The organism is Flavihumibacter cheonanensis (assembly GCF_022352215.1).
Lineage (GTDB): Bacteria > Bacteroidota > Bacteroidia > Chitinophagales > Chitinophagaceae > Flavihumibacter > Flavihumibacter cheonanensis.
Genome location: NZ_JAKRWF010000002.1, coordinates 264,388 through 288,603, shown reverse-complemented (window position 1 = coordinate 288,603; position 24,216 = coordinate 264,388). Strand labels below are relative to the sequence as shown.

The following is a 24,216-nucleotide window of genomic DNA, read 5'->3' as shown; positions in this document are numbered from 1 at the left end:
TCTTTAAATGGTAAACTGCAGGTTGTGCATAGAACCAAAAAAATGATATTTTACTTTTTGTTTTATGTCACCCTGGGTTTTATTATCAGTGTATTGCAGCAAATTGTTCTAAAGGGTTTTCCGCTACGGTTTGATACTTATTTCTGGGAGGAGTGGCTGGGTAGTTCTATTTATATCTTCCTGTTTATTCAGCTGCAAAGGAAAATCTTAAGTTCCTTCACATCAGCCTTCAAAAAAGCAGAAAAATCGGTTCCCTTATTAACCCGCTATTTTTTGATCCTGCAGGTAGCCGGCTTTGTTTTATTGATGGTTTTTAGTACCCTATTCACTGCAATATTGCATGGAAAAATAAACATCCGATTAAAGGATATTGTAGAGTTAAGATTCATTTTTGTTTATTTCTTTTTTATTCATTCAGTGGTCTTTGTTACCGGGGTGGCCCTCCGATTGTACAGACTGTACATAAAAGAAAAAGATGCAAAACATTATGCGGAAAAATCTTTTTTATCAGCCCAGTTGAATATGCTTCGCCAGCAGTTGAATCCACATTTCCTGTTTAACAACCTGAATATAATCGCATCTACCATTAACAGCAATCCGAAGTTGGCCTATGATTTCACCAGGAGCATGGCTTCTTTTTACAGGAAAGTGTTGGAAGCGGAAAATGCAGGATGGGTATTGGTAAAAGATGAATTGAGTACGATTGAGGCCTACCTCTATATGTTGAGTGTACGCTTTGAGGAAAAAATATCCTTTAAGATTGAAGTTTCAGAATTCGTAAAAAACAATTGTTCCATACCCGATTTTGTTTTGCAACCCATAGTTGAAAATGCGATTAAACACAATTCCTTCAGTAAAGCCAATCCACTTGTAATTGCAATTACCAATAATGACGATGAAACCTTACTTGTTAAAAACAGCTATTTGCCGAAACAGGGAGTAGATGACAGCCTGGGTATTGGTTGGTTTAATATAGAAAGCCGGTACAAATACCTGGAAGCAAAAGCGCCTGTAAAATACATTGAAGACAATTGGTTTATGGTAGAGGTAAGCTTGCTAAAAAAAATTGGAAGTTGAACTATGCAACAGGTAGTCATAATTGAAGATGAAAAATATGCCGCCGTTTATCTGAAGGAGTTACTGGAAAAACTGGCTCCCGACATGCAGGTGGTTGCTGTGCTGGAGAATGTATCGGATGCCATTAAAAAATTGCCGGCATTAAATCCGGATTTGATCCTGGCAGATATTCAACTGGAAGATGGGATTTCCTTTCAAATTTTTGAAGCACTTAACTGGACGAAGCCGGTAATCTTTATTACAGCCTACGATTCTTATGCCATACGAGCCTTCAAGGTGAATGGAATTGATTACCTGCTGAAACCATATGATGAAGAGGAATTGAGTCAGGCCCTGGAAAAATTCAGAAGGATGGCGCACCCCGAATTCATACAGAATCTGAAAGCAATGCTGCAACAGGTTAAGTTACCGGCTCCGGGTTCCAGTTTCAAAGAACGATTTGCCATTACACTTGGAAGCAGGATTGTATCAGTGCCTGTTCAGGATGTTGCTTATTTCTTTTATGCGAACCGAACCACTCATCTTGTTCAAATGGACGGACAAAAATATCCCTATTCTGAAAGCCTGGACAGTTTGTATAATTTATTGAACCCAACGGATTTCTTCAGAGCTAACCGGAATTATATCATTCATCATCGGTCCATTGATAAAATTGAAAATCATGCCGGCAGAAATATCCTTGTTTATTTATCGCCCTTGCCTGCCGAGGGTTCCATATCAATAAGCAAAGACCGTATCACAGAGTTTAAATATTGGCTGGATGCATAAATCATCTTGTATGAACAGAATTTATTTTGCAGGATTGCTGATCCTGTTTTCCTTTTCTGGACGGGGTCAGCTTGCTGCTGAAAATATATTGAAGGCAGGTGTCTGGAAGGGTGCAGTAGAGATTAGTCCCGGTAGAAATTTTGCCATTGCGCTTGAAAAACTGTCAAACAAAGAGGGTTATCGATATTTCTTTCACAGCATTGATCAGAATAGTTACAATTTTGCCATTCGCAAAGTTGAGCAGGAGGGCGACAGCCTTCGGCTTCGAATTGGATCCATCAATGCAGATATGGTTCTCACAGTAAATGATACTGTAGCAGTTGGTTTTTTTATCCAGCGTTCCATGCGATTCTCATTGGTATTAAAAAAATCGGATCAGGTGTTGAATAAACCTCCAAGACCTCAGGAGCCAATCTACCCGCTACCTTATGTGGAAGAGGAGGTTACAATTGAAAATAAAAAGGAAGGAATATTGCTGGCTGGCACCATTACCTATCCACGGAAAGCAAAAAACAGAACAGCTATCCTGCTGATTCCAGGTAGTGGACCAAGTGACCGCGACCAGAGTATTTTTGGTCATAAAAACTTCCTGGTGCTGGCTGATCAGTTAACCAGAAGCGGTTATGTTGTGCTAAGGGTGGATGACCGTGGAACCGGATATTCAACCGGCAACTATGAAACTGCTACTATCAAAGACTTTGCAGTGGATGCGCAGATCTGTCTCTATTATTTACAAAACCGAAAGGAAGTGAATCCTTCAAGAATTGGAGTATTGGGACATAGTTTAGGTGCTGATATCGCGCAATACCTGGCGGCCAATTCCCCGAATCTGAACTTTGTAATTTTAATGGCAGGCAGTGGAGAGACCTTATCACAGACTATTCTGCGTCAAACAGAAGCGATTTACCAACAAAAAGGCGCATCGCCGGAAGCCATTGCGCTGAACTCGGAGATTTTACAAACTGTTTTTTCATCCATTCAGGAGACTTCAGGCAGGGAAGCCGCAGCAGGGAAACTTACCAACGCTCTTGTGCCCCTCAATGAAAAGCTAAAAGCCATTGGTGAAGAACAGCAGGCATTGATTGAAACAAAGTATCCAATAACTGCCAGAAGTTTTTCTAATTTGTTATCCGATGCCATGAGATTTGATCTGTTTTATGATCCCAAAACCAGTATCTCAAAAATTCGTCAGCCCGTATTAATCCTGCAGGGAGAGAAAGATATCCAGGTATTGCCGGATAATGCAGATGCGATCTTACAAGCCCTTCCAGCTCAAAAGCCAGCAGCCACCCGGCTGGTTAAATACCCTTCGTTGAATCACCTGTTTCAAACCTGCACCACCTGTACGGTTACGGAGTACCAGGAGTTAGAGGAGACGATTGCTCCGGTAGTGGTGGCTGATATAATAAACTGGATAAAACTAATACACAAATAAATGATTAACTATCACCATGTATTGAAGAGAGTAATGATGGCAGTTGTAACAATTGGCTGTTTTCAAACAACATCTGTTCTGCATGCCCAAACCGGATCATCTTATCGTCATAAACAGATACCCTTTCCGCTTATTTTGGAGAATAAAGCTGAATCGGTAGTTGTCAGTGACGAGCGCATTATTCTTGTTGCTGGTTCTAAAACAGACATGTTCCGGGATCCTAATGTAACCTACAATACAGACAATGCACCAAAGCTATTATTCCGGCCGGATACTGATTTTATTTTCACTACCTCAATAGAACATGCTTTTGCTAACAAGTGGGATGCAGGTGCCATCGTATTAAAACAGGACAGTCTGAACTGGGTCAAATTCTGTTTTGAACGAGATTATACCGGGGCAAATAGAGTTGTTTCGGTAGTTACAAAGGACATTTCAGATGATTGTAATTCTGTAGACATAAAATCAAACAAAGTATATTTTAAAATTGCCAAAGCCGCTAATGTGATCACGCTTTATTATTCGGAGGATAATAAAAGCTGGCTGCTGGTTCGGCACTTTCAGTTTAATGCCACAAAGCCACTACAACTTGGCTTGTTGGCACAATCACCAACCGGTGATTCCTGTAAGGTTGTATTTGGGAATATTACCTATCAAAATAAGAAAATTAAAGACCCCTATACGGGAGAGTAACTCTTTATTCTTTTGTTTGAAATGCAGTTTGATACAACCCGTATAAAAGCAGCACAGCAGCAGCAAGAATGGAAACGGTAAGACTTACCAATAAAAAACTGATAATTAACTCAAGTAATTCCGGGCCTTCTGCTCCACCGGCAATTGGCATCATTTTCCCTGCACCCGTAAAGCCTGCCAGCAGCACTGCTGCAAAATTGGCAAAACCCGCGTAGAGCACCAGTAGGTAAATCAGATTCAGCATTCTCGGGGGGCATTTGATTTTCGGCCAGATCAGGCCAAGAATCATCAGATACAGACCATTTAAAATGCCCTCCAAATGTGCACTTAGGCCCATTCGTTGATTGGTCATGGCAGGTATTAATAATCCGGTGATCAGACCTAGAAAAAACAATACCATTCCCCAGAAGATCAATTGAGCTGATTTCTTATTGGTAGCCATAGCTGGTAGTTTTAGCAGTAAAAGAACAAGTTCCTTAAAGGTCGGGATTCTTACTTACTTTCGGCCCGTACTCTAATTGACCAGTATGCAGTTTGCTTATCTTTTAGTAACGATACTCTCCTGCTTTCTTACTTCACCAGTAAAGGAGGAGAAATATCCTTCCAACCTTTCCGGAAAAGTGATCGGCGTAACAGATGGAGACACCATAGATATTTTATACGACAACAAGCCTTTGCGAATAAGGCTGGCACATATTGATTGCCCGGAAATCCGAAAGCAACAACCCTTCGGTGCTCAAGCCAAAAAATTCACTTCGGATAATTGTTTTGGGCAGATTGTCCGGGTGTTGCACAAAAATGAGCTTGACAGAAACAAGCGCCTGATTGGGGAAGTTATAAACGCACAGGGCCTGAACATAAACAAGGAATTGGTCAAATCCGGATTAGCATGGCATTTCATTAAGTACTCTTCGAGCCAGGAATATGCTGCCCTTGAAAAAAGGGCCAGGGCCATAAAAGTTGGTCTTTGGAAAGACCCCCATCCAACTCCGCCCTGGAACTGGAGAAAACCTCAATAATTTGCTCTTCTATTTTGTGCTGCCAGTTGAACAGTTTCTGTTATTCTTTTCAATTTTGTTTCTGGTCGTTTAGCATTTCTAATCCACTCTAAAATTCCTCTTTTCGCTGATTTTGGAAACTTATTCCAGTTTTCCAATGCGCTTACATTTTGCTGAAATAGTTGTTCCATTTCAGTGGGGATCACTAACTCCTCAACAGCATTAAGCGCATTCCAGCTGCCATTGCTTTGTGCGAGTTGAATCATTTCCATTCCAGCGTTTTCCATTTTTCCTTCGCGAATCAATTTTTCAACTTTTAGCTTGTTCACTCTACTCCAGTTGCTTTTAGGATTTCGACGGGAAAAATATTGATAATAACTTAGGTCATCCCGTTTATTGGGCTTGCTATCTATCCAGCCAAAACATAAGGCTTCATCTACCGCCTCAGAATAATAAACGCTAGGTATACCACTGTCTTTTTTATAAATTATAAGCCATACAGCAGTTTCATTCAGGTGATTTTTTTTCAGCCAGTTTCGCCAGGCACGCTGATTTTTCGCATAAAAGGTTGCAATATTTTTATAAGTTTCCACTTCATTAATTTACTTGAAATTTCATTTTCACGACATTAAGAAATGGTCAATCAATCCACTCTTCCTTCCAGTCCTTCCAACCCTGTATTTCTGTTTCTCGCCGCCTTCACTTCCTTTTTGCCCCACTTCCAGGTAAATGCCAGCCGGAACTGCCTGCTTTCCCAGCCTCCACTTCCATAGATGGTGAGCTCACCCAAACGGCTCACACCCCGCCAGGGATAGGTACGCAGGATATCACTGATGCTAGCTTTAATAGTTGCCCGTTCTTTAAAGAGTTTTTTCTGCAAGCCAAGATCAATTCCTCCCAGTGCTTCCGTTTCATAGGTACCTGCCCAAACATAGGGCGTGCTGAAAAAGCTGCTGATTTCACCCATCCAGTTTTTACCCAAATTGAAACTGTGCTGCTGGTATAATGTAAAACCAGTTGCCTGTAAACGGATGGCTTTACCAGGTTCAAAATCGGCCTTGTACCTGGTGTGATATCCGTTTAAGTTGGCATAAACAGACCACCATTTCGCCAGTTGAAAAGGATAACTGATATTCAGACTCCAGATTTTTTGCGATGCAATGTTTCGCTGCTGAATGAAATTCCGCCGGCCCTCAATGGTATCCGTTATCTGTGCAAAAAAATCCCGGACAGTACTATACCCCAACGTGGTTACCAGTTTGTATTGATACGTGTGTCGCAGTTCATAGGAGGTCGTGTATTGAGGATTTAGAAAGGGATTGCCCTTTTGATACGTCAACTCATCAATCTGACTTTCAAATGGATTTAAATCGCGGTAATTCGGCCGGTCAATTCTTCTGCTAAAACTGAGTCCCAGGCTGTTTTTGGGGTTTAGCTGATACGTTAACCCGGCACTGGGAAACCAGTCGAGGTAATTCCGCCGAACCGATTCATCTTGCTGGGTTTGTGCAGCTTTCAGTTGTCCATCACTGATAGTCCATTCTACACGTAGTCCGGATTCCAGGTTCCACTTTCCTTTCTGCCGGTTGTACAACAGGTAAGCAGCATGTATCTGTTCCATGTAAGTAAACTGGTTGCTGCGATCAATATCCTTGATAAAGTCAGCACCCGCTTTATTAAAGAAACCAAAATCATTCCTTGTTTTGACCAGGGAAGATTTAAAACCCGTCGCTAACTTACCTCCTAACCACCCGGTTTCATAATCTGCTTTGAGGCCAAACAGATCAATATCAGTTGGACTGATAGTAGAAAACGTATAGTCTGACAAAAAATTTCCAGTTGCATCAACGTATTGGTTGGGTACCAGGTTGCTGGATTTCAACCGGTATCCACCATAATCCAGATCAATACTGAATACATGCCCACTTGTATCTGCAAACCGGTAATTCATGTTGGTAGTAATGGTTGCTCTTCTGCTGGAGGTCCTGCCTCTTGCAGTGAGGATTCGTGCCAGCTCTTTAGAGCTTTGCGGAAGTATAGGCGTTACGCTGTTAACAAACCCTTCCCCTGCTGAGAAATTGGTATTGATTACCATTCCTGCTGTTGCAAAACGACTTAACGTGATGTCCAGTCCCGCTCTCGCATTTTGACTATTGTTTTTGAATATCGTCTGCGAGCGCTGATCATAAATAGAATCGTTTTGTAAACGATACAAATTCAATGTGCTCGCATTGTTGGATTCCGCCAGGCTAATGTTACCAAAAAAATTCAGTTTTCTGTTTCGGTAGTTAAAACTGCTTCCTGCATTGTATTTTGCAAATTGGCCGATGGCATAACTACTATTTAGATTTCCATTCCAGCCAAAGCCCCTGCTGCTTTTCAGGCGAATATTAATAATGCCAGCAGAACCTGCTGCTTCGAAACGGGCAGATGGATTGGTGATGATTTCAATGGTGGCGATATCTCCAGCGGGTAAGGATTTTAGGTAGTCGGTAAGATCAGTTCCCGCAAGCGGACTTGGCCTTCCATCAATATAAATACGGATACCTGATTTCCCGCTTAACAGAATATTTTCATCTTTATCAACTACAACCCCTGGCGCTTTTCTGAGTACCTCCAACCCATTTCCACCAATCGCATTGATGCTGTTTTCAACATTGAATACCAGTTTATCCGGTTTCACTTCTACCAAAGGCTTTCGGCCGATTACTGTAACAGCGGATAAACTGTCCGCTTTTGGCAGGCTGTCCTGTGTTTGTGCTATTGCACAACCACAACCGGCAAGAAAACTAAGTAAAAACAGCAACGTGCTAATGGGTTTCATGTGATGTATTTTCTGTAAACCTATCTCCGGCTGGCAGCATGGCCATTGGGAATCCGGCAAATGAACAAAGGAATCGCCCGGCATATTCGGCGATCCTATTGTCGGTTCACCGGAAAAGAAAATGGATACTGGACATTTATACTAAGTTTACTAAACGGTAAGCCGAAGCATATGCAGCAACAACCCTCTTCATTCTGGAACCGAATTGCCTTTTGGAATATTCAATACTGGCAGTTGCTGGCAGTAGTTGGACTTTATCTTTCCGGATGGTTACTGTATTATCTGGCGCTTCAGCTAACTTCTGAATTCGGTGGAGGGTTTTTGCTTCAAACCGGACTGAACTATTTTGCTAAAGCGATTTGCACACTACCCGTATACTGGCTTATTTTTTACCGGCTGCATGATTGGTCCCTGCAAAAGCGGATACTCTTACACCTGGTAACCTGCCCGCTGTACATCATGGTATGGCTACAATTATATCATTTCTTATGCGATCTCTTTGGTGAAGGTTATATGTGGGGTGCTGCTATGTGGTGGGATGTGTACATTCCTTTCCTTTTTTATGTTTTGCAATTTGGAATCTTTCATTTGTACGATTATTACATCCGGTTCCGAAAGCAAGAACAGAAACAGATTCTTTTGCAGCAGGCGGCTTTACAAAGCGAAATCACAGCCTTAAAAGCACAGATCCAACCCCATTTTTTGTACAATACCCTGAATTCAATCAGTGCGGCTGTTCCAAGAGAGCTGGAGCATGTTCGGGAAATGATCGCGCGACTCGGAGATACCTTCAGGTTTGCGCTTGCTGCCAGCCAGGAGGAATGGATCGGACTGAGAGAGGAATTACAATTTATCCGGACTTACCTTGAACTGGAGAAGGGGCGCTTCCGGGAAAAATTGACATTCAGCATTCAGGCTGATAAAAATGCATTGGCGTATCGAGTACCTCCCATGTTATTACAACCTCTGGTTGAAAATGCCATCAAACATGGGGTGGGACCAAGTTTGTGGCCTGTTGAGATTCGAATTGAAGTTCAAACTACCAACGACCACCTGAATTTTCGGATATCCGATACCGGTATAGGCTGGGATAAAAATGCACTTGCAGGAGGAGGAATAGGATTGCGCAATACCAGAAAAAGAATTGCTCAACAATTTGGTTCGGACCTGCATTTAACAGACAACCAGCCAAGTGGAGCTGTCGTAACTTTTTCCATACCGCTCACTCAATTACCAAAGGGAATACATGAAAGTACTGATCATTGATGATGAAGTTGCCGCGCGGCAATTAATCCGGGAATACCTGGAAGATTTTCCTTCCCTGCAGATTGCAGGCGAATGTCAGCAGGGACTGGAGGCAGTGGCTGCTATAGATAACCTGGAACCTGATCTTGTATTTCTGGACATACAGATGCCGGGATTAAGTGGCTTCCAGGTATTGCAACAGATTGTACATATTCCCCAGATTATCTTTTCTACTGCCTTTGATAAATATGCATTGAAAGCATTTGAACATAATGCAGTTGATTACCTGTTGAAGCCGTATTCCCGGGAACGATTTCATCAGGCTGTACACAAATTGTTGCATCCTATGAATCGCAACCGCGAGCAAGTGAAACAATTAACGGAACAACTGCAGCAAGGAAAACCTTTTCCAGAAAGGCTCCTGGTAGAACAGGGCAACCGGCTGGTAGGACTTCAGGTATCCGATATCATCTGGATCGAAGCAGATGGGGATTACAGCCGCATCTATGCCGGAAAGCAACAATACCTCAGCAACCTCGGTATTTCGCAATTAGAACAAAAACTGAATCCGGCTGTTTTTCAGCGTATCCATCGTTCGGCAATGATCAATATTCACGAAGTAAAAGAAGTACGGAAGGAGCCCTCCGGCATGCAGGTAGTGCTGTCCAATGGATTGATTCAGAAAGTCAGTCGCTCTTATACCGAAGCACTGAAAAAATGGATGATTTAACCGGCAATGCAGGCGATCAGAAAGTATATCGAATCTTATGTATCTTTGTCGGGTACTGATTGGGATCAAATTGCTGCTACTCTCGAAATGGTGTTTATAAAAAAAGATACCATTTTGTTAGAAGAAGGAAAGATCTGCAGATACCTGTATTTCCTGGAATCCGGATTGATGCGGTTTTATATTATGAAAGACGGCAAAGACATCACCAAATTTTTTACCGATGCGCCTTTCTGTTTTACCTCACAGGTAAGCTTTACCAAAGGGCTTCCAGCCCAGGAAAATATTGAAGCGCTGGAAGATTCCGTGATTTGGCAAATGCCGGTTGACAAAGCCAATCAATTGCTGCAGATCCGTGGCTGGAGTGATTTTGTACGCATTCTTATACAGCAGGTGCAATCTTATACGGAATCCATCCTGCAGGAATTACAAACAGTTACAGCAGAAGAACGCTATCGTAATATGCTGATGAAGGAGCCGCAGTTGGTTCAACGTATTCCCCTCAAATACCTGGCCTCCTACCTGGGAATAGCCCCCCAATCGCTCAGCAGAATTCGGAAGCAACTCTCCAAGGCAAGGTAGAACTTAACATAGGTGCAGTGCCCGGCACTTCAAACAAAAGAATTTTGAGTTTCAAAAGTTACATATGAAACTCATTTTAGTATTCTGCTTAACTGGTGTAACCATAAGCGGAACAGCACAACAAAGCAATACTCATTTCAGTCATTCGGTAACCACTCAGGCAAGACCTGATCAAATCTGGCAAATCTGGACAGATGTTGCCAACTGGAAGGATTGGGACAAAGGATTAAAAAGTACAAGTCTGGAAGGAGTTTTTAGAGATGGGGTAAAAGGCATTCTGATTGCAGATAATGGAAGAAAGGCAAAATTTGTTATTGAGCAGGTTTGGCCCAATCAGTCCTATGTAATGAAAACAAAAATCCCGTTTGGCTGGCTGATCATTTCCCGCTCGATGAATGTCACCGGGGATACGACGCAGTTTACACATGATGTACGGTTTACCGGTATCCTTAAAAAAGTGCTCGGCAATAAACTGGGGAAACGCTATCGGGAATTGCTTCCTGAAGTGATGGAAAATATCAAATCCATTGTAGAAAATAAACCGACCCGGTAATGAAAAATCTATACCTCATATACTTTGCGAATGTTATCGTAGCAGGCTGGATCAGTATCATCAGCCTGTTTTATCCTCATGCCGCCAAGACTACCATTTTCAGTAATACTGTAGAATACTCCGAGGTGATCCGGTTGGTGGGAGCCTTATGGGGAGCCATCTTTATTTTATCCCTGTTGGGTTTGGGATGGCCGAAACAAATGCAGCTTGTCCTGCTTTTTCAGTTAATCTATAAATCGACCTGGCTGATTGCGGTAGCAGCACCTGCTCTGTATAAAGGCCATCCCTTTCCCACAGCTATGGCAGTATTTTTTATTATCTGGTGTCTTGTACTGCCGTTTGTAATTGACTGGAACAATTTATTTTCTAATCTCAGACAAGGGGATACTAACCACTTTAAAAGGTAAGCTTGGCGCAGTATTTAGTTTTCCATCTGCATCATCAATGATACGGTTCAGCTGACTGTTTACAGTGTATAATCTCCCTTTTGAAATGGCGGATGCAGTTGGACGATCATACAGGTCATTATGTTTAAGGTGAACGGTTAATTCTGCCGAGGAATATGCATTCGAAAAGGTGGCAGTAAGAATGGCTCCTGCTTTTGCATATACATTCACCATATAGAGTATGCCGTTGTGAAAAAACATACCATCAGAACCCGCAAAGGCAGCTACTCCTCCTCCATTAAGTTGAATAGGTGTTACTTCCTTTGATTTCAGATGGATCCTCACCAATCTGCCATCTCCTGCATCCAGTCGATCCATTACAGAAGCAATAAGGTATTCGTTATCCGGTGTACTGCTTAACCCATTTAAATCAAAAGGCTGAGCGGGATCAGGGTTCGACAGCAGTTCATGTTCAACAAATACGGTAGGTGCTGAACTGGAAAAATTGGCGCTCCAGATCTGTGGTCCAAAGGTGTTGGTTACATAAACATTGCCATCCGGCTGCACCACCACCTCATTAAAAAAGACTCCCTCTATATAAGATTCAGGAATGGTTCTCAGAAGATTACCAGTTTTCAAATCAAATACTTTCAAATTACTGCCCGGTTTACCGGAAGCTGTTTTGAAATTGAAATTTGCTACCCAGAGGCGATTGTTTTTTGTATCTGCTGCCATTCCTACCGCGATGGTCATTCCATTTGCACCCGGAGCTGAGAAATAAACAGCTTCTTTGCCAGACTGAACTTTTTGAATAGATCCATCCCCAAATCCACCCACCAGGAGTGAACCATCATTAAGTGCCAGTATTCCTTCCGGATACAACGCGTTTCCCTTCAGTGGAATAAATGCTGCCTGTTTATGTTGTCCAATAATAGTGTTGCTTAGCATTACTAATACACCAACAAGAATCTTTGTAACTGTTTTCATCTTTTAATGATTTTGAGTTACAAAGGTGGGTTGAACAGCAGCCTGCTTCCAATGAACCAGTTTAGGTTATTTGATTGAACTAGTTCAACTTTTCTTTGGCCGTTTTCTGTTTCTGATCCTCGATAGAAATTCGGTTGTCATTCCCAGGTAGGAGGCCAATGCATATTGTGGCATACGTGGAACAATCTCAGGGTATTTTTCCAAAAATTGGTCATAGCGTTCTTCCGCACTTTGAGTGAGATTTGAAATAAGACGACGTTGCTGAAATGCAAGGCCACGTTCAGCCATTATCCGGAAGATCGTTTCAAATCTATGATTCGAGGCTTTTAATTGCTTTTCCGCCTCAAATTCAATTTTCAGCAGCTGGCTGTCTTCCAATGCTACTACAAACATGGTGGCAGGCCGCTGAAAAATATAACTATTATAATCTGTTATCCACCAATCTTCGATGGCAAAACTAATTGTATGTTCGCTTCCGTTTTCGCTTACAACATAAGCACGGAAAGCACCCTGTGTAACGAAATGCCTGCTTTTAGCCGTGAATCCTGGCTGAACGATAAACTGCCGTTTCCGGATTTTTGCCGGAACAAACGCCTCGCTAAACTCCTGTATCTCCTCTTCCGTTAATAAGTTGAAACCGGAAAGAAATGTTTTTAGTTTATCGAATTCATTCATTGTATTAGTGAATAGACTATAGTTGCAAATAACAGCACTAAATGCAAAATAAGCCAGATTCTCTGATACAATGGTCGCGCTGACCAGCTCTTTTCCTGATCAAAAGGGTCTCCGATCAAGGCAATGCCCAGGTAAATCACAGCCTCGCCGGAGTCTTTTTTGAACAATAGAAAATAGAGTCCCAGTAATAAAAAGCCACCATAAATCAATTTGTTATAAGAGTTGATATACGTCATATTAATTAGTTGAAAGTTTGAATACCTCTACACCAATGGCATATCCGTAAATTTTACCTTGTGGATTTTTGTAGATTCTGATTTTGTTACAAGCTCTGCCGAGGTCGATTTTCTCCCAGCTCACACCTCCGTTGCGAGTCTGGTATCCCGAGTTCATAGTTCCCACATATCCGATCTGTCCATTGATAAAACCTATTCCAAATTCCCTCGCAGTATAATCATCACATAAGTCGAGCTCTTTCCAGGTATGTCCGCCATCTACTGTTTTGGCTATACGTTGTTTGGTAGTGGACCGGTCGGGGTTATAATGCTGTATGGTTACATATCCGGTATCCCGAAAGGGAAAGGATACTTTCCAGGTGGTTTCATAGGGGCGGGTAGATTGATATCTTTTCTCCCAGGTCTTGCCTCCATCTTTTGTAAAGAGGATGACTGCATTGGACTGAGAAATGTCTTCATGAGAAGCGGCACAAACAACTCCTTCCTTTTTATTGAACATGTCGATATCAAAAAGCATTTTGCAATCTGTCATCATGGATTGGGATCGGAATGATTTTCCATCATCTTCTGAAATCAGTAGCATTGCCGGACTCCCAACACGACCTACTGCGTAAATCGAATGCCGGTAGGCAATGGAACCATGATTTATATATTGCTCCCTGACAATATCTATGGCGCATAAGCCTTTTACAGCAGGCCCTTCATAAGGTACCGGCTTCCAGGAATAACCCCCATCATTAGTTTGATAAAGAGGGATCGTATCCTGCACATTCGGGAAATAATCCGTTCCAACATTTCCAGCATATCCATGCAATGAATCCAGGAATGCAATACACCGAAAGAATGTACCGGGTTTGTTGAAACATTTTTCCCAGGTGGCTCCTCCGTCTTTTGTTTTGTAAATATTTCCACCGCCATTTACATACCATCCGGTTTGTTCATCAATAAAACAGATATCATCCTGTTTTCCGGGATAGGATGCTGTATTGAGTTTTGTCCATTTGGGAAAGCTATCTGTGCTGCTTAAACTGTTGGATAAATCCATATACAATGGATGGTTGAACAACACTTTTAGCGGAGAAAGCGTCTGACTAACTTTTGTATTGCTGAATTTAGAAAGGACTTCAGTGTCTCCCCAAAAAGAGAAGAAATAACCAACAGTAAGCAGTATGCAAATTAAACTGGGCATATAAGATTGGTTTGGTATTACTTATTGGCTGGTGTATATAGGATCGTATCTCCTCGCTCCCTATTGATGATCAATAAACTGGTTGGGCTAAGTTCCAATACACTGTCCAGCCTTGGTTGCCTGCTATCCGGGGCCATCCAAAGGGAGCGTCCATTATTCCTTAACTCCCATTTTCCTTTTTGGATTCCCTGTGGCGTTTCTACTTCATAGGTATTGTCCTGCTTGTAGGTATAAACGATTGATTTCACCATTTCTACCATAGATGGGAAGTTTTCATCCATTTGATCAGCCAGATCTGGTCTGTCTTTCCTCGTGCTTTGAATGATTGAACGGGTTGCTTTTTCAACGTGCGACTCAGCAACCTTCCAACTGCCGATCAGGGCTGTTGGTTGATCGGTAAAGGATGTTAAAACCAGGAGAACTACTACTGGTCTAATAAGTTTTAGATTCATAACAAACTGTTTAGAACCTAAAGATGATAACTAAACGTTGGACGTTCAACCGTAATTACAGTAGTGCGTAATACTGTACATCAGTGCGGAAAACTATAATCCCATGAGTTCTTTGAACTTAACAGATTGGCGCTGGCTGATGGGAATAATTGCACCATTTTGTAATTCCACCTCCAATGAATGATTAAAGGTTGGATAAATGTTTCGGATGAAGTTGATATTAATAATATGCTGGCGGCTTGCACGGAAAAAATGTTCTTCCGGTAGTTTGGTTTCCAGGTAATTCAGTGATTTATGTAACAGGGGTTTGTTCTTTTGATAATAGAAACGTGCATAATTGCCAACATTTTCAATTAAAAAGACTTCAGATAAGGGAACAAAAAAACAGGCTTCTCCATCTTTAATGAAGATTCTTTTATCAATGGGAACCTTTGGACTTTTAACCGGTTCCAGACTCAATTGTTTTCTTATTTTTTCGATTGCCTCTTCCAGTCGTTTTGAATTGATAGGTTTGAGCAGATAATCCAGTGCGTTTACTTCAAATGCTTTGATCGCATATTCATCATAGGCGGTCACAAATATTACCAGTGGTGAATAGTCCAATTCCTCCAGCAAGTCAAATCCGGATTTCCCAGGCATGTGGATATCCAGGAACAATAGCTGGGGTTGTAAGGTTTCAATTTTTTCCAGTGCAATAGCAGCATTTTCTGCAGTTCCAATAATTTCAATGTCTGCATATTTTGCTAACATAGATTGAAACTCTGCAATAGCCAGTGGCTCATCATCTACCAGAAGTGTTTGAATATTCATGATACAGGAAGTTTAAGTTGTACGATCACCTGGTTATCTTCCTGGTGAATGTCCAGCTTCGCGGAACCATTGTATAATTCTTCCAGGCGCTTATATACATGTACAAGTCCGATACCGTTATGTTCTGATGGTTGATAGTTGCCCGAATTGGTTAGGGTAATCACAATACCGGAAGAATATTTTTCACTAACGGTAATATCCAGAAACCCTTGTCCCATATTCTTCGCAACTCCATGTTTGATACCATTTTCCGCCAGCGTTAATACTATTGCTGGTGGAACAGGCACCTGCCATAGTTTTTCAGGAATCGAATAAGTAATCGATAACCTGGATCCAAACCTCAATTTTTCAAGTTCCAGGTATTTACTTACTTCCTGCCATTCCTGTTTTAAAGGGATGAAGGTCTCTTTCCCATATTGTAAAGTAAAACGAAGCAGTTCACTTAGTTTAACAATTGCATCCCTGCTTTGTTCCGGGTTGATAACTACCAGCGCTTTGATACTGTTTAGGGCATTGAATAGAAAATGAGGATTCAATTGTGCTTTGAGTAATTCCAGTTCAGTGGTTTTTGCCAGCGATTCAAGCACCAATTTTTCCTGCTGAATATGATTGTTTTGTTTAAGTATTTTATAGAGAAAATAAATGATTACCCAAACGCCTACATAACGCGCCCAATTGATTGTGGTACCTACCACCGTAATTAAATTCAGACCTTCCCAACCCTGGCTGCTCCATACCAGAATTGGAATTTCTGTTAAAACAGTGATTGTAAATGAAATAATCAGGGTTGCGAAAAATGCATAAACCCATATATAAGGGAGGGAGGATTCGAAAATTTTTCGTCTATTTATGATATATCTGAATCCGTGCGTAAGAATCATTCCTAATACCGCGCATCCAACAAAAATATAAAGAACAGAAGGCTCAAATTTCTTTACGATAAAGAAGGTATAATTGATCACTTCAATTAATACCATACTCATCCATCCTAATACCTGGCAGAGCCAATATTGCTGATTGTGGGATTTTTCAGAAGAAAACATGCATGAAATAACAGAAATCCGGGATGACCGCAATGAACTGTTACGCGAATGCTGAAAATCAGGGCTGAGTGAAAAGAGTTGCTACTTCTACCCTGTTCCCATCCGGATCCAATGTTTCAAACTCATAGTAACCATCTCCGGTAACGCGCGGGCCGCTTAGAATCGGGAAGCCCTGTTCAGCCAGTTCCCGGGCTTTCCTATCCACTTCCGCCATTGTTTCAACACCAAATGCAAAGTGGGTATACCCAGTTTGCATGGGGTCATTGCTGTTTTTGGGCTGATCAAGAATATCGGCCCGGGACATTAACTCAAGCCTGGCACCAGTTTCAAAGCTGATAAAATAACTCTGGAACTGTTTTTTTTCATTGATGTATTTGTTATTGGAGTTGCCTCCAAAATACTGGCAATAATAATCTTTGAGTCCTTCCAGGTTATGCGTCCAGATGGCAATATGTTCGATTTTCATAGACTGCAAAATACTTACAATCCAAGAATCTTGGCATCTACGCGGAACAGTGATTCTATGCGGATCTTTATATCCTGGTTAACGATTTTATCTGTTTTTACTTCCAAACGGAGTTTGTACTTATCCTGTACCAGGTAGTCCTTTAACTCTTCTGTGGTACATTCCAATGCCAACTCATTTCCAATCGTATCAGGAATACCTTCTTTCCAGGCGATCAGCAATTCAGGTTTTCCGTTTGCAGCAATATAGATTTTGATGCTGTTCAGAAAGTCGAACGTTCTTCCAGAGTTTTGATCTGTTTTCAACACCAGTTTACGAAGTAAAATAGATTGAACCAGGTTTTTACTGGTCTTCTTCCCTTCATATTCTGATTCTGAAGCAGTTGTAATTTCCGGAGTAAATACATCAAAAGGAAGATTGGATGCGGGCCCCGCCTGAATGGTAGTTTCAGTATTGTAATTCAGGTTAAATTGGGTGAGTTCCGCCAGCTTTTTACAGGAGGAGAAAACAAGGAGGAACCCCATCAAGCAGTATAAACCAATTTTCATTTTTATATATTTCTGAAGTTCGCAAACGAAAAATATGTCACAATTATTGTTTTGCTCACCAACGTAAGGAATTAAATATTTATAAAATATATACCAAATGGTACATAATTAATTATATTGCATGCATGAGTGGAGCTGGTCGGCCAAAAAATTATGATAAAGACAAAGTACTTTATGCAGCTACTAATTTGTTTTGGGAAAAAGGTTATGAGTCAACCAGTCTTGAGGACCTGATGAGGGTCATGGACCTTGGAAAAGGAAGCTTCTACAATAGTTTTGGTAGCAAAAGAGACCTTTTTATTGAATGTGTAAGGTATTATGATTCGAAAGCTATTGACCATATTGCTGATTTGCTTGCAAATTCAGAACGGCCAATCGAAGAAATAAAAAATATATTCAGGCGCTGCGCAGAATCAAACAAAACTGCTCATTTTTTGGGATGTTTTGCAGGTAATATAATCACTGAGTTGGCTACCATTGACCCTGAACTCACAAATTTGGCTAAGGCTCATCTAAAAAAATTGGAAGCACTATTTCTTTATCATATAAAGAATGCACAGCGAACGGGTGATATACAAATCAGCGAAAATCCAGTATTCCTCGCTCGATTTCTTTTGAATTTATGGAACGGTATAAATATAACCAGAAGAATATATCCCAATAAAAAAGAGCTAATTAATATGATTGAACTTCACTTAACTATTTTGAAATGAAACATACACTAAAGATCATTTGTTCAGAAAAAGACCAACTTCCTTTTCTTGAAAAAGTGGTAAATAGCACTGGACTATTTCCAGGAGAATATCTGGGTGGAATGATGCAGGATTATTTTGAGAATAAGAATTCAACAGATAGATGGTTGACTGGTTTATTAAACGATAAACCAGTTGCAATCGCTTATTATGCTCCCGAAAAATTAACACAAGGTACATTTAATTTGTATTTGATTGCCATTGATAAAGACTTCCAGAATAAAGGGTTAGGCGCAGAATTGATTGAGTATATTGAGCATCAACTTGCATCTAGTGGAAGTAGGATCTTAATTGTAGAAACTTCTGGATTGGAATCTTTTGAAAACACTCGTAATTTTTATTTGAAATGTGGGTATAACAAAGAAGCAATAATTAGAGACTTCTATCAAGAGGGTGAAGACAAAATTGTTTTTTGGAAAAAACTCAATTCTTTTTCATGAAATGATTGGCAATATTTTATTAAGTAATAATCACGCCACTGCATGAATTAAGCGTTCTATTATGCAGAAACTATACAAGATTCAGAAATTCGAAGGCGCTTCCATGCATTATATTGAACTGGGTGCCCAGGATGTAAAGCGACTCTCGAAAGCAGGAAACAAACGGGTTCTTTGTATCCTGAATGGTACGCTACTCATTCATGCCGCCATTCAGAAAACCCGGGATGGATTGTACTACCTGATGATTGGTTCCAAACACCTCAAGACGCTCGGAATAAAGGCTAATGCTACTGTTAAAGCTTCTATTGCGATTGATACCACTGAGTTTCAGTTCGATCTGCCGGAGGAATTGGCGGAGGTGCTTGCTACAGATGATGCAGCCAATCAGATTTTTACCGGACTAACTGATGGCAACAAACGCGGACTAATGGCCCTGGTTAATATGGTCAAGTCAAGCGATAAAAAAATTGAACGCTCTTTACTAATTGCTGAAAAACTGAAACTGGGTATTACATCGCCTCAAAAGATCATGAAAAAATAAGCTTAGATCAGTGAACCGGTTTAAACCGAATGTTTCTAAGTCGTTGGCGGTTTATAAAAATTTCTTTCACTATTCCATTTTTTACTTCCAGTCTGTATTGATCTTCTCCCGCCAGGCCGGTTGTATTGGTAATGAATCGTACCAGGCTTGTATCCGATTGGTTAATAAGTTGAAAAGATTCTGTATTGGAATGTATAACCGCTACTTGTACACCAGTTTCTGAATTACTATAAGACGCTGCAAACTGATATGCTTTCTTTAGTCCTGAAAAGGAATTTTTTACCAGTGAATAGGGAGCATGACTGGGGTGATAGGCTGTTACCTGCAAGGCACCGGAAGCGCCCTTTGTAAATTCCAATTGAAAGCTGGTATCGTATTGCTGTCGCCAAAGCTGTCCGGATACCCTTTCAAGCAAAATATCATTTCTGCCATACCTGCGCAAATAGAAACCAGTCTGCTTTTGTAAAAATTCAAAGGCAAAGCCGGTTTCAGTCAGGTATAAACCGCTGAGTTCATTTTCCGTAAAGCTATTGGAGGAGGCAGCTTTTGGCACTTCTGCTTTCATGGTTGGGGCACCCCATCCCAGGAGATAATCCAACAGCTGCCTGGTTTGCTGAGCTGGAATTACTTTCCCTGAATTCGTAAATGTTAGCATACTCAGTTTTCTTTCCGGAATCCGTATCAAGGTTGCTTTCCAGGCACCGGTTGCCCCTTCATGAAAAAGATAGGGGCGGTCTCGGTAGGTTCCAAACTCCAGACCATACCCATAGGTAGAGGTATCCCCTCCAACAGGTTGGTTTAATTTTGCCAGTATTGCAGAAGCAAGTTGGGTTTTAATGCTTCCCTGCAATATTTGTTCCCATCGCACCTGATCCCGCAATGAAGTGAACAGGTTTCCATCTCCGCAAACTTTCCAGGTCCAGGGGTAGGTGGTCCAGGTATTGAAGTTGAAATAGGCACGGGCTATATCTCCCGTTAAAACGGTTGAGCTGTCAACAAAGTAGCTGTCATTCATACCCAACTGCTGAAAAACTTTTCTTGAAAAGCCCGAAAAGGATTGTCCGGTTAGCTTTTCCACGAGGAAAGCCAGTAAGATATAATTGCTGTTGCTATATAAATACCTGGTTCCGGGAAGAAAATTCAACTCTTGCTGCCTGCTTAGCAAATGAAGGGCATCTGCGTTTGAAAAGGATTGTTTCCACCAGGTAATTCCCAGTAAGGACCATAGGTCATACACATCCCTGATGCCGCTGCTGTGGTTCAGCAACTGACGAATCCGGATGGGCGCTTTGATGGTAGGAAACAAAGCAGGAATATACTGGCGAATATCATCTTCGATAGAAAGTAATCCCTGCTCCTCAAGCAGCAATATGCACAGGGCAGTAAATTGTTTTCCATTGGATGCAATATTGAATATAGTGGATTCGCTGATGGTGCTGCTGTCGGTATAATCTGCATAACCCGCTACTTTTGAATAAGCTAATTTGCCATTTTCTATAATGGCTGTAGCAATACCCGGGGCTTTGGGAGGCACATCTGCCAGGGAGATGCTGTCCAAAATCCGAAGTTTCGCATTGGCCAATTCCTGCGCCTGCGTACAATAGACCTGAAGCAGTAGAAGGGAGAAAACTAAACGGAAAATCATCCTGTAACTATTTGTCAGCGAAATAAGGCTTACTTCCCAAAACAAAAGGGTCAGATTATAGTTTGACACCTATTCTTTCTGGCTCAGCTTCCTGAGAAACTGACTGGGTGTTTTTCCTGTTTCTTTTTTGAAAGCCCGGTTAAAGGTATTCTTACTGTTGAAACCACAATCAATGGCAAGCGCCAGCAAAGTTTGCTGATTGTGTTCACCCGCTTTTAGTTTTTCAATAAATGCCTGAACCCGATATTGATTAATGAGGTCATTAAAATTCCTGCCATATACCTGGTTGATGAATCTGCTCAGCGCTGGCGTATTGGTTTGAAGAGCAGCAGCCAGTTGGGGCAGACTAAGGGTGGGATCCAGCCACCATTCTTTTTCTATGAGTAGTTTTTCCAGCTGTATTTTCCATTGTATATACTGTTCAGGTAGTTGGCTTGATCCTTTCTCTGAAAGGGGATCCGTTTCGCTGGTAGGAAGTTCAGCCTGAAAAGCACCCGGGTCAATTAAACGCGATCGGTCCGGAAGGAACTGCACATAATAGTCTGCTGCCTTTCTCCAGAAACGAAACATAGGGGATGGCTGGTAGCTGTTGATTAATCCGGCTATGGATATATAATAAACACTCAACGAAAATGCCATAAAATACCACCAGGAATTGGTAAACCTGGTTTCATAGAACAGACCAAATCCAGCCAGCACCAGCCAACTGATCAGGATGACGGTGAAGGCAACCAGGAAGTTTCGGATCCAGGGAAACCGGTAGTCCGCTGCGTTGCTGATCACAAGGAACAGGATCTGTTGGTATCGGCGATGATAAGCGTAGGAGAGGATAAAATAATACAACAGCGATAAATAACCCGGAATCTGGTAAACCGCTAAAAAATCCGGATCAAGTTCCTCTTGTAAAATCGTATAGTCCCTGGTGATGACTTTATCGACAATAAAAATACCCAACGATATCAAACACCATAGCAAGCCCGGAAGGAAATGCCAACGATCCTTTTTTCGAAGGCGAAAACCGGGATCCAGCAGGCTTTTGACATAAAACATCAGAACTGGTCCTAATAAGAATAAATGCTGTGTTGGAAAGTAGAGTAAAAAATCGCGATAGGGTTGTCTGCTGTACCAGCCTGCAAATCCCAGCATCCAGGGAGCAATGTAAAGAGCTGAAAAGAAAAGAAAAACGCCAAGCCAAAAGGAAGAAGCCTGTCCGGATGCTTTTGACCTGAAAAGCAACAACACACTGAATACTATGAAATGAACAAAAAAGAGTAGTAGCAGTGAACTGTAATTACTAAAGTTGAACATGCAGTAGGTTGAAGCTAAATCGAATCTTTGAATATCAAATTTATCTTGATTTCTCATTGGTCGGAACTAATCGCAGCTGATCGATAATAATATCTCTTCTTTTGTATTCGGCTCAACTTTGAATAGCTATTTTATTCAAGTTGCGCTTATATGAAATCAATACGTTTAAGTAACTGGATCCTTTACCTGGCTCTTTGCACTTACCTCTTTGCACCTGCCGGATGTAAAAAAGAGGATGCAGAACAAGTGGGACAAGATGATGACCAGGAGATTCCCGGTAAAATACCCGGAATGGGAGAAATGCCTGGAGAACCTGAAGGAACCCAGTTCAACTTACCTGCAGGTGTCCGGCTTATTGGTGAAATTGAAGGGCAGGAAGATGGCTCCTCCTCCCGCGATTGTGTATTTGATGGTCAGGGCTTTAATGTGATGGTCAAGATGAAACTGAAAAGAGATTCATCCGTTTCTGGCCCCCTCACGGTTGAATTTCCTCCCGGTTTGGTTATTACTTCCACTGCAGAAGGTTTCCAGCATGGATTATTGGTGGAACGAATGGTTGTTACTATTCCTCCCATACAACCCGGACCAGGAGGCGATGAGTGCCAGGTCAGCCTGCTATTGTTTTGTCTGAATAGTGCCAAACGAACATCCGATGCAACAGCCAGGTATAAGTTTGGTCCGGTTACTTCTTCTAAACTTCTGCAGGATCTGATCAAACGACTCAGGGGTAAAAAAATCAATTACCGCGAATTTGAGGATGGTGATCCTGTCTGGTTTGAGAACCAGGAAAAAATCCAAACGGCCATCTGGCAACTGACCGATGGCAGAGGCCTGCGAGAAACAGATATTCAGTATCTGAATGAATTACCTAACCGATAATCAAATAGTATGTACAATAAATTCGCTGCCCAATTATTACTTGGATCTTTATTGATCACAGGAAATATATCCTGTACTGAAAAAGAGACAACAGAGCCTGGTTCAAGCAATGGCAAACTTACCGGAGTTGTTAGAAAGAGTGATGGAACTCCGCTGAACAATGTGACGATCATTGTAGATAACAGTATTCTGTTTAATTCCAATATCAATACCAAAACAAATGCACAGGGACTCTATTCAGTAGAAGTTCCGATCGGTTCCTGGTTTGCATTTGCACAACATAAGGTTCGGTACAACAATCTCGAATATACCATTTACCTGAAGCCGGATAAAGAGCAGGGTTTTGGAAGAGAAGGCGGTATTCGAAATTTTACCTGGGTGCTGACTGGTACAATGCCAGAACCACTGTCGGGTACATTTGGCGGACTGGTAACTTTTGATAATTTCCCTGGAGAGTTTGTAGAAGATGAACGCGAAATTGTTTGGAGATTTGAACCGGTTGGTAATTTGATTGATGGCTCTACAGGTCCCACCATAACAACCAAATCTCCTGACGGTGATACAGTAAAAGATCTTCCCATTGGAAGATACCGGGTATCAGCAACCTATGAAGGACAGTCTTTGAAAGTAAGACGATGGAATACGGATGAGCCTTTTGCGAATAGTTATGTTTTCGATTTTCAACCAGTAATCGATGCCCAATGTTTTAACTGTTTTAAGCTGGAGTACCGGAAGTAGTCGCAAGTTATATACCTGCTACATCTCCATCAATGTTATTCTTTACATTGATGGAGAATTTTTTTTTACTGCTAATTATCCATTCTGATATAATTACCACACTTATATTTTATTTCTACCATTAATTTTTTAAAAACCCGGTGTTTTCACGGGTAGCATGTATTTATATATTCACTTTCTTTGCACAGTTAATTCGCAATTTCATCACCCCATCACGCG

29 protein-coding genes are annotated in these 24,216 nt (G+C 41.4%); 15 read left to right on the top strand and 14 right to left on the bottom strand.

Translation table 11 applies throughout. From position 1 onward, the window contains the following. The first annotated feature begins 24 nt into the window (after positions 1-24). From MD536_RS22075 to MD536_RS10565, 4 genes are read left to right on the top strand one after another with little or no spacing between them, the layout of a single operon-like run. Entirely contained in the window at positions 25-1,077 is a 1,053-nt protein-coding gene (locus tag MD536_RS22075) for a sensor histidine kinase (RefSeq protein ID WP_239598801.1), read from the top strand. Positions 1,078-1,080: 3 nt separating this feature from the next. Beyond that, positions 1,081-1,845, top strand: a complete 765-nt coding sequence (locus tag MD536_RS10575) for a LytR/AlgR family response regulator transcription factor (RefSeq protein ID WP_239598799.1) — start codon at positions 1,081-1,083, stop codon at positions 1,843-1,845. A gap of 10 nt (positions 1,846-1,855) precedes the next feature. Further along, positions 1,856-3,280 (top strand): alpha/beta hydrolase family protein, encoded by a 1,425-nt coding sequence (locus tag MD536_RS10570; protein WP_239598797.1) that lies wholly within the window; start codon positions 1,856-1,858, stop codon positions 3,278-3,280. After that, positions 3,281-3,973, top strand: a complete 693-nt coding sequence (locus MD536_RS10565; RefSeq protein WP_239598795.1) for a DUF1349 domain-containing protein — start codon at positions 3,281-3,283, stop codon at positions 3,971-3,973. Positions 3,974-3,977: 4 nt separating this feature from the next. On the opposite strand, the gene MD536_RS10560 is transcribed toward MD536_RS10565, so the two are convergent. After that, positions 3,978-4,415 carry a styrene oxide isomerase gene (locus MD536_RS10560; protein ID WP_239598789.1) on the bottom strand — a complete coding sequence of 146 codons (438 nt, stop codon included), beginning with the start codon at positions 4,413-4,415 and terminating at the stop codon, positions 3,978-3,980. A gap of 85 nt (positions 4,416-4,500) precedes the next feature. Here MD536_RS10560 and MD536_RS10555 point away from each other — a divergent pair, with 85 nt between their 5' ends. Further along, positions 4,501-4,992 carry a thermonuclease family protein gene (locus MD536_RS10555; protein ID WP_239598787.1) on the top strand — a complete coding sequence of 164 codons (492 nt, stop codon included), beginning with the start codon at positions 4,501-4,503 and terminating at the stop codon, positions 4,990-4,992. On the opposite strand, the gene MD536_RS22070 is transcribed toward MD536_RS10555, so the two are convergent. Both MD536_RS22070 and MD536_RS10545 read right to left on the bottom strand, forming a co-directional pair. Next, on the bottom strand, positions 4,986-5,564 hold the full coding sequence (locus tag MD536_RS22070) for a YdeI/OmpD-associated family protein (RefSeq protein ID WP_239598785.1): 579 nt from the start codon (positions 5,562-5,564) through the stop codon (positions 4,986-4,988). The genes MD536_RS10555 and MD536_RS22070 overlap by 7 nt on opposite strands. A 50-nt stretch (positions 5,565-5,614) precedes the next feature. After that, a complete protein-coding gene (locus MD536_RS10545; RefSeq protein WP_239598783.1) occupies positions 5,615-7,795 on the bottom strand; it encodes an outer membrane beta-barrel family protein in 2,181 nt (726 codons plus the stop codon). Between the two features lie 60 nt (positions 7,796-7,855). Between MD536_RS10545 and MD536_RS10540 the strand changes: the two genes are divergently transcribed. The 5 genes from MD536_RS10540 (at position 7,856) to MD536_RS10520 (ending at position 11,309) form a co-directional block, all read left to right on the top strand. Then, positions 7,856-9,061: a sensor histidine kinase gene (locus tag MD536_RS10540; RefSeq protein WP_239598781.1), complete on the top strand. Its 1,206-nt coding sequence runs from the start codon at positions 7,856-7,858 to the stop codon at positions 9,059-9,061. After that, complete coding sequence (locus MD536_RS10535) at positions 9,042-9,770, top strand: LytR/AlgR family response regulator transcription factor (protein WP_239598780.1); 729 nt, start codon at positions 9,042-9,044, stop codon at positions 9,768-9,770. Before MD536_RS10540 ends, MD536_RS10535 begins: the two co-directional genes overlap by 20 nt. A gap of 6 nt (positions 9,771-9,776) precedes the next feature. Then, a complete protein-coding gene (locus MD536_RS10530) occupies positions 9,777-10,349 on the top strand; it encodes a Crp/Fnr family transcriptional regulator (RefSeq protein WP_239598778.1) in 573 nt (190 codons plus the stop codon). A gap of 64 nt (positions 10,350-10,413) precedes the next feature. Further along, entirely contained in the window at positions 10,414-10,902 is a 489-nt protein-coding gene (locus MD536_RS10525) for an SRPBCC family protein (RefSeq protein ID WP_239598777.1), read from the top strand. Continuing rightward, positions 10,902-11,309, top strand: coding sequence for a hypothetical protein (locus MD536_RS10520; RefSeq protein WP_239598775.1), 408 nt, complete (start codon positions 10,902-10,904; stop codon positions 11,307-11,309). Before MD536_RS10525 ends, MD536_RS10520 begins: the two co-directional genes overlap by 1 nt. Here MD536_RS10520 and MD536_RS10515 read toward each other — a convergent pair. From MD536_RS10515 to MD536_RS10475, 9 genes are all read right to left on the bottom strand, one after another. Beyond that, the gene (locus MD536_RS10515; RefSeq protein WP_239598774.1) at positions 11,262-12,275 is read right to left on the bottom strand and encodes a hypothetical protein; all 1,014 of its coding nucleotides are present in this window, start codon (positions 12,273-12,275) and stop codon (positions 11,262-11,264) included. The two genes, MD536_RS10520 and MD536_RS10515, sit on opposite strands and share 48 nt — an antisense overlap. An 84-nt stretch (positions 12,276-12,359) precedes the next feature. Further along, positions 12,360-12,950 carry a Crp/Fnr family transcriptional regulator gene (locus tag MD536_RS10510; RefSeq protein ID WP_239598772.1) on the bottom strand — a complete coding sequence of 197 codons (591 nt, stop codon included), beginning with the start codon at positions 12,948-12,950 and terminating at the stop codon, positions 12,360-12,362. Beyond that, positions 12,947-13,186 carry a hypothetical protein gene (locus tag MD536_RS10505; protein ID WP_239598771.1) on the bottom strand — a complete coding sequence of 80 codons (240 nt, stop codon included), beginning with the start codon at positions 13,184-13,186 and terminating at the stop codon, positions 12,947-12,949. Before MD536_RS10505 ends, MD536_RS10510 begins: the two co-directional genes overlap by 4 nt. Position 13,187: 1 nt before the next feature. After that, positions 13,188-14,375, bottom strand: coding sequence for a WD40/YVTN/BNR-like repeat-containing protein (locus MD536_RS10500; protein WP_239598769.1), 1,188 nt, complete (start codon positions 14,373-14,375; stop codon positions 13,188-13,190). 17 nt (positions 14,376-14,392) lie between these two features. Then, positions 14,393-14,827 (bottom strand): hypothetical protein, encoded by a 435-nt coding sequence (locus tag MD536_RS10495; protein WP_239598767.1) that lies wholly within the window; start codon positions 14,825-14,827, stop codon positions 14,393-14,395. Between the two features lie 93 nt (positions 14,828-14,920). Further along, entirely contained in the window at positions 14,921-15,637 is a 717-nt protein-coding gene (locus MD536_RS10490) for a LytR/AlgR family response regulator transcription factor (RefSeq protein WP_239598766.1), read from the bottom strand. Continuing rightward, positions 15,634-16,680, bottom strand: coding sequence for a sensor histidine kinase (locus MD536_RS10485; protein WP_239598764.1), 1,047 nt, complete (start codon positions 16,678-16,680; stop codon positions 15,634-15,636). The genes MD536_RS10490 and MD536_RS10485 overlap by 4 nt, the downstream gene beginning before the upstream one ends. 58 nt (positions 16,681-16,738) lie before the next feature. Beyond that, on the bottom strand, positions 16,739-17,146 hold the full coding sequence (locus MD536_RS10480; RefSeq protein ID WP_239598763.1) for a VOC family protein: 408 nt from the start codon (positions 17,144-17,146) through the stop codon (positions 16,739-16,741). Between the two features lie 14 nt (positions 17,147-17,160). Beyond that, entirely contained in the window at positions 17,161-17,694 is a 534-nt protein-coding gene (locus MD536_RS10475; protein ID WP_239598761.1) for a hypothetical protein, read from the bottom strand. Between the two features lie 125 nt (positions 17,695-17,819). Between MD536_RS10475 and MD536_RS10470 the strand changes: the two genes are divergently transcribed. From MD536_RS10470 to MD536_RS10460, 3 genes are all read left to right on the top strand, one after another. Beyond that, positions 17,820-18,407, top strand: a complete 588-nt coding sequence (locus MD536_RS10470; protein WP_239598759.1) for a TetR/AcrR family transcriptional regulator — start codon at positions 17,820-17,822, stop codon at positions 18,405-18,407. Next, the gene (locus MD536_RS10465; protein WP_239598758.1) at positions 18,404-18,886 is read left to right on the top strand and encodes a GNAT family N-acetyltransferase; all 483 of its coding nucleotides are present in this window, start codon (positions 18,404-18,406) and stop codon (positions 18,884-18,886) included. Before MD536_RS10470 ends, MD536_RS10465 begins: the two co-directional genes overlap by 4 nt. Before the next feature lie 61 nt (positions 18,887-18,947). Beyond that, the gene (locus tag MD536_RS10460; protein WP_239598756.1) at positions 18,948-19,427 is read left to right on the top strand and encodes a YdeI/OmpD-associated family protein; all 480 of its coding nucleotides are present in this window, start codon (positions 18,948-18,950) and stop codon (positions 19,425-19,427) included. Positions 19,428-19,434: 7 nt separating this feature from the next. Here the strand turns inward: MD536_RS10460 and MD536_RS10455 are convergent, their stop codons facing one another. Both MD536_RS10455 and MD536_RS10450 read right to left on the bottom strand, forming a co-directional pair. Further along, the gene (locus MD536_RS10455) at positions 19,435-21,072 is read right to left on the bottom strand and encodes a serine hydrolase domain-containing protein (protein WP_239598754.1); all 1,638 of its coding nucleotides are present in this window, start codon (positions 21,070-21,072) and stop codon (positions 19,435-19,437) included. 69 nt (positions 21,073-21,141) lie between these two features. Beyond that, entirely contained in the window at positions 21,142-22,380 is a 1,239-nt protein-coding gene (locus MD536_RS10450; RefSeq protein ID WP_239598752.1) for a helix-turn-helix domain-containing protein, read from the bottom strand. Positions 22,381-22,530: 150 nt separating this feature from the next. On the opposite strand from MD536_RS10450, the gene MD536_RS10445 reads away from it, so the two are divergent. Both MD536_RS10445 and MD536_RS10440 read left to right on the top strand, forming a co-directional pair. Continuing rightward, positions 22,531-23,259 carry a hypothetical protein gene (locus MD536_RS10445; protein WP_239598750.1) on the top strand — a complete coding sequence of 243 codons (729 nt, stop codon included), beginning with the start codon at positions 22,531-22,533 and terminating at the stop codon, positions 23,257-23,259. A 9-nt stretch (positions 23,260-23,268) separates the two neighbouring features. Then, the gene (locus MD536_RS10440) at positions 23,269-23,997 is read left to right on the top strand and encodes a carboxypeptidase-like regulatory domain-containing protein (RefSeq protein WP_239598747.1); all 729 of its coding nucleotides are present in this window, start codon (positions 23,269-23,271) and stop codon (positions 23,995-23,997) included. Positions 23,998-24,216: the final 219 nt, after the last annotated feature.

Excerpts from the sequence above, each read along its gene's own strand:
- MD536_RS10560 (WP_239598789.1), bottom strand. The coding sequence starts at position 4,415 with ATGGCTACCAATAAGAAATCAGCTCAATTGATCTTCTGGGGAATGGTA.
- MD536_RS10505 (WP_239598771.1), bottom strand. The coding sequence starts at position 13,186 with ATGACGTATATCAACTCTTATAACAAATTGATTTATGGTGGCTTTTTA.
- MD536_RS10555 (WP_239598787.1), top strand. The coding sequence starts at position 4,501 with ATGCAGTTTGCTTATCTTTTAGTAACGATACTCTCCTGCTTTCTTACT.
- MD536_RS10525 (WP_239598777.1), top strand. The coding sequence starts at position 10,414 with ATGAAACTCATTTTAGTATTCTGCTTAACTGGTGTAACCATAAGCGGA.
- MD536_RS10500 (WP_239598769.1), bottom strand. The coding sequence starts at position 14,375 with ATGCCCAGTTTAATTTGCATACTGCTTACTGTTGGTTATTTCTTCTCT.
- MD536_RS10565 (WP_239598795.1), top strand. The coding sequence starts at position 3,281 with ATGATTAACTATCACCATGTATTGAAGAGAGTAATGATGGCAGTTGTA.
- MD536_RS10465 (WP_239598758.1), top strand. The coding sequence starts at position 18,404 with ATGAAACATACACTAAAGATCATTTGTTCAGAAAAAGACCAACTTCCT.
- MD536_RS10485 (WP_239598764.1), bottom strand. The coding sequence starts at position 16,680 with ATGTTTTCTTCTGAAAAATCCCACAATCAGCAATATTGGCTCTGCCAG.
- MD536_RS10455 (WP_239598754.1), bottom strand. The coding sequence starts at position 21,072 with ATGATTTTCCGTTTAGTTTTCTCCCTTCTACTGCTTCAGGTCTATTGT.
- MD536_RS10520 (WP_239598775.1), top strand. The coding sequence starts at position 10,902 with ATGAAAAATCTATACCTCATATACTTTGCGAATGTTATCGTAGCAGGC.
- MD536_RS10495 (WP_239598767.1), bottom strand. The coding sequence starts at position 14,827 with ATGAATCTAAAACTTATTAGACCAGTAGTAGTTCTCCTGGTTTTAACA.
- MD536_RS10440 (WP_239598747.1), top strand. The coding sequence starts at position 23,269 with ATGTACAATAAATTCGCTGCCCAATTATTACTTGGATCTTTATTGATC.
- MD536_RS10570 (WP_239598797.1), top strand. The coding sequence starts at position 1,856 with ATGAACAGAATTTATTTTGCAGGATTGCTGATCCTGTTTTCCTTTTCT.
- MD536_RS10510 (WP_239598772.1), bottom strand. The coding sequence starts at position 12,950 with ATGAATGAATTCGATAAACTAAAAACATTTCTTTCCGGTTTCAACTTA.
- MD536_RS10475 (WP_239598761.1), bottom strand. The coding sequence starts at position 17,694 with ATGAAAATTGGTTTATACTGCTTGATGGGGTTCCTCCTTGTTTTCTCC.
- MD536_RS10515 (WP_239598774.1), bottom strand. The coding sequence starts at position 12,275 with ATGAAAACAGTTACAAAGATTCTTGTTGGTGTATTAGTAATGCTAAGC.
- MD536_RS10545 (WP_239598783.1), bottom strand. The coding sequence starts at position 7,795 with ATGAAACCCATTAGCACGTTGCTGTTTTTACTTAGTTTTCTTGCCGGT.
- MD536_RS10480 (WP_239598763.1), bottom strand. The coding sequence starts at position 17,146 with ATGAAAATCGAACATATTGCCATCTGGACGCATAACCTGGAAGGACTC.
- MD536_RS10540 (WP_239598781.1), top strand. The coding sequence starts at position 7,856 with ATGAACAAAGGAATCGCCCGGCATATTCGGCGATCCTATTGTCGGTTC.
- MD536_RS10445 (WP_239598750.1), top strand. The coding sequence starts at position 22,531 with ATGAAATCAATACGTTTAAGTAACTGGATCCTTTACCTGGCTCTTTGC.
- MD536_RS10530 (WP_239598778.1), top strand. The coding sequence starts at position 9,777 with ATGCAGGCGATCAGAAAGTATATCGAATCTTATGTATCTTTGTCGGGT.
- MD536_RS10450 (WP_239598752.1), bottom strand. The coding sequence starts at position 22,380 with ATGTTCAACTTTAGTAATTACAGTTCACTGCTACTACTCTTTTTTGTT.
- MD536_RS10535 (WP_239598780.1), top strand. The coding sequence starts at position 9,042 with ATGAAAGTACTGATCATTGATGATGAAGTTGCCGCGCGGCAATTAATC.
- MD536_RS10490 (WP_239598766.1), bottom strand. The coding sequence starts at position 15,637 with ATGAATATTCAAACACTTCTGGTAGATGATGAGCCACTGGCTATTGCA.
- MD536_RS10460 (WP_239598756.1), top strand. The coding sequence starts at position 18,948 with ATGCAGAAACTATACAAGATTCAGAAATTCGAAGGCGCTTCCATGCAT.
- MD536_RS10470 (WP_239598759.1), top strand. The coding sequence starts at position 17,820 with ATGAGTGGAGCTGGTCGGCCAAAAAATTATGATAAAGACAAAGTACTT.
- MD536_RS10575 (WP_239598799.1), top strand. The coding sequence starts at position 1,081 with ATGCAACAGGTAGTCATAATTGAAGATGAAAAATATGCCGCCGTTTAT.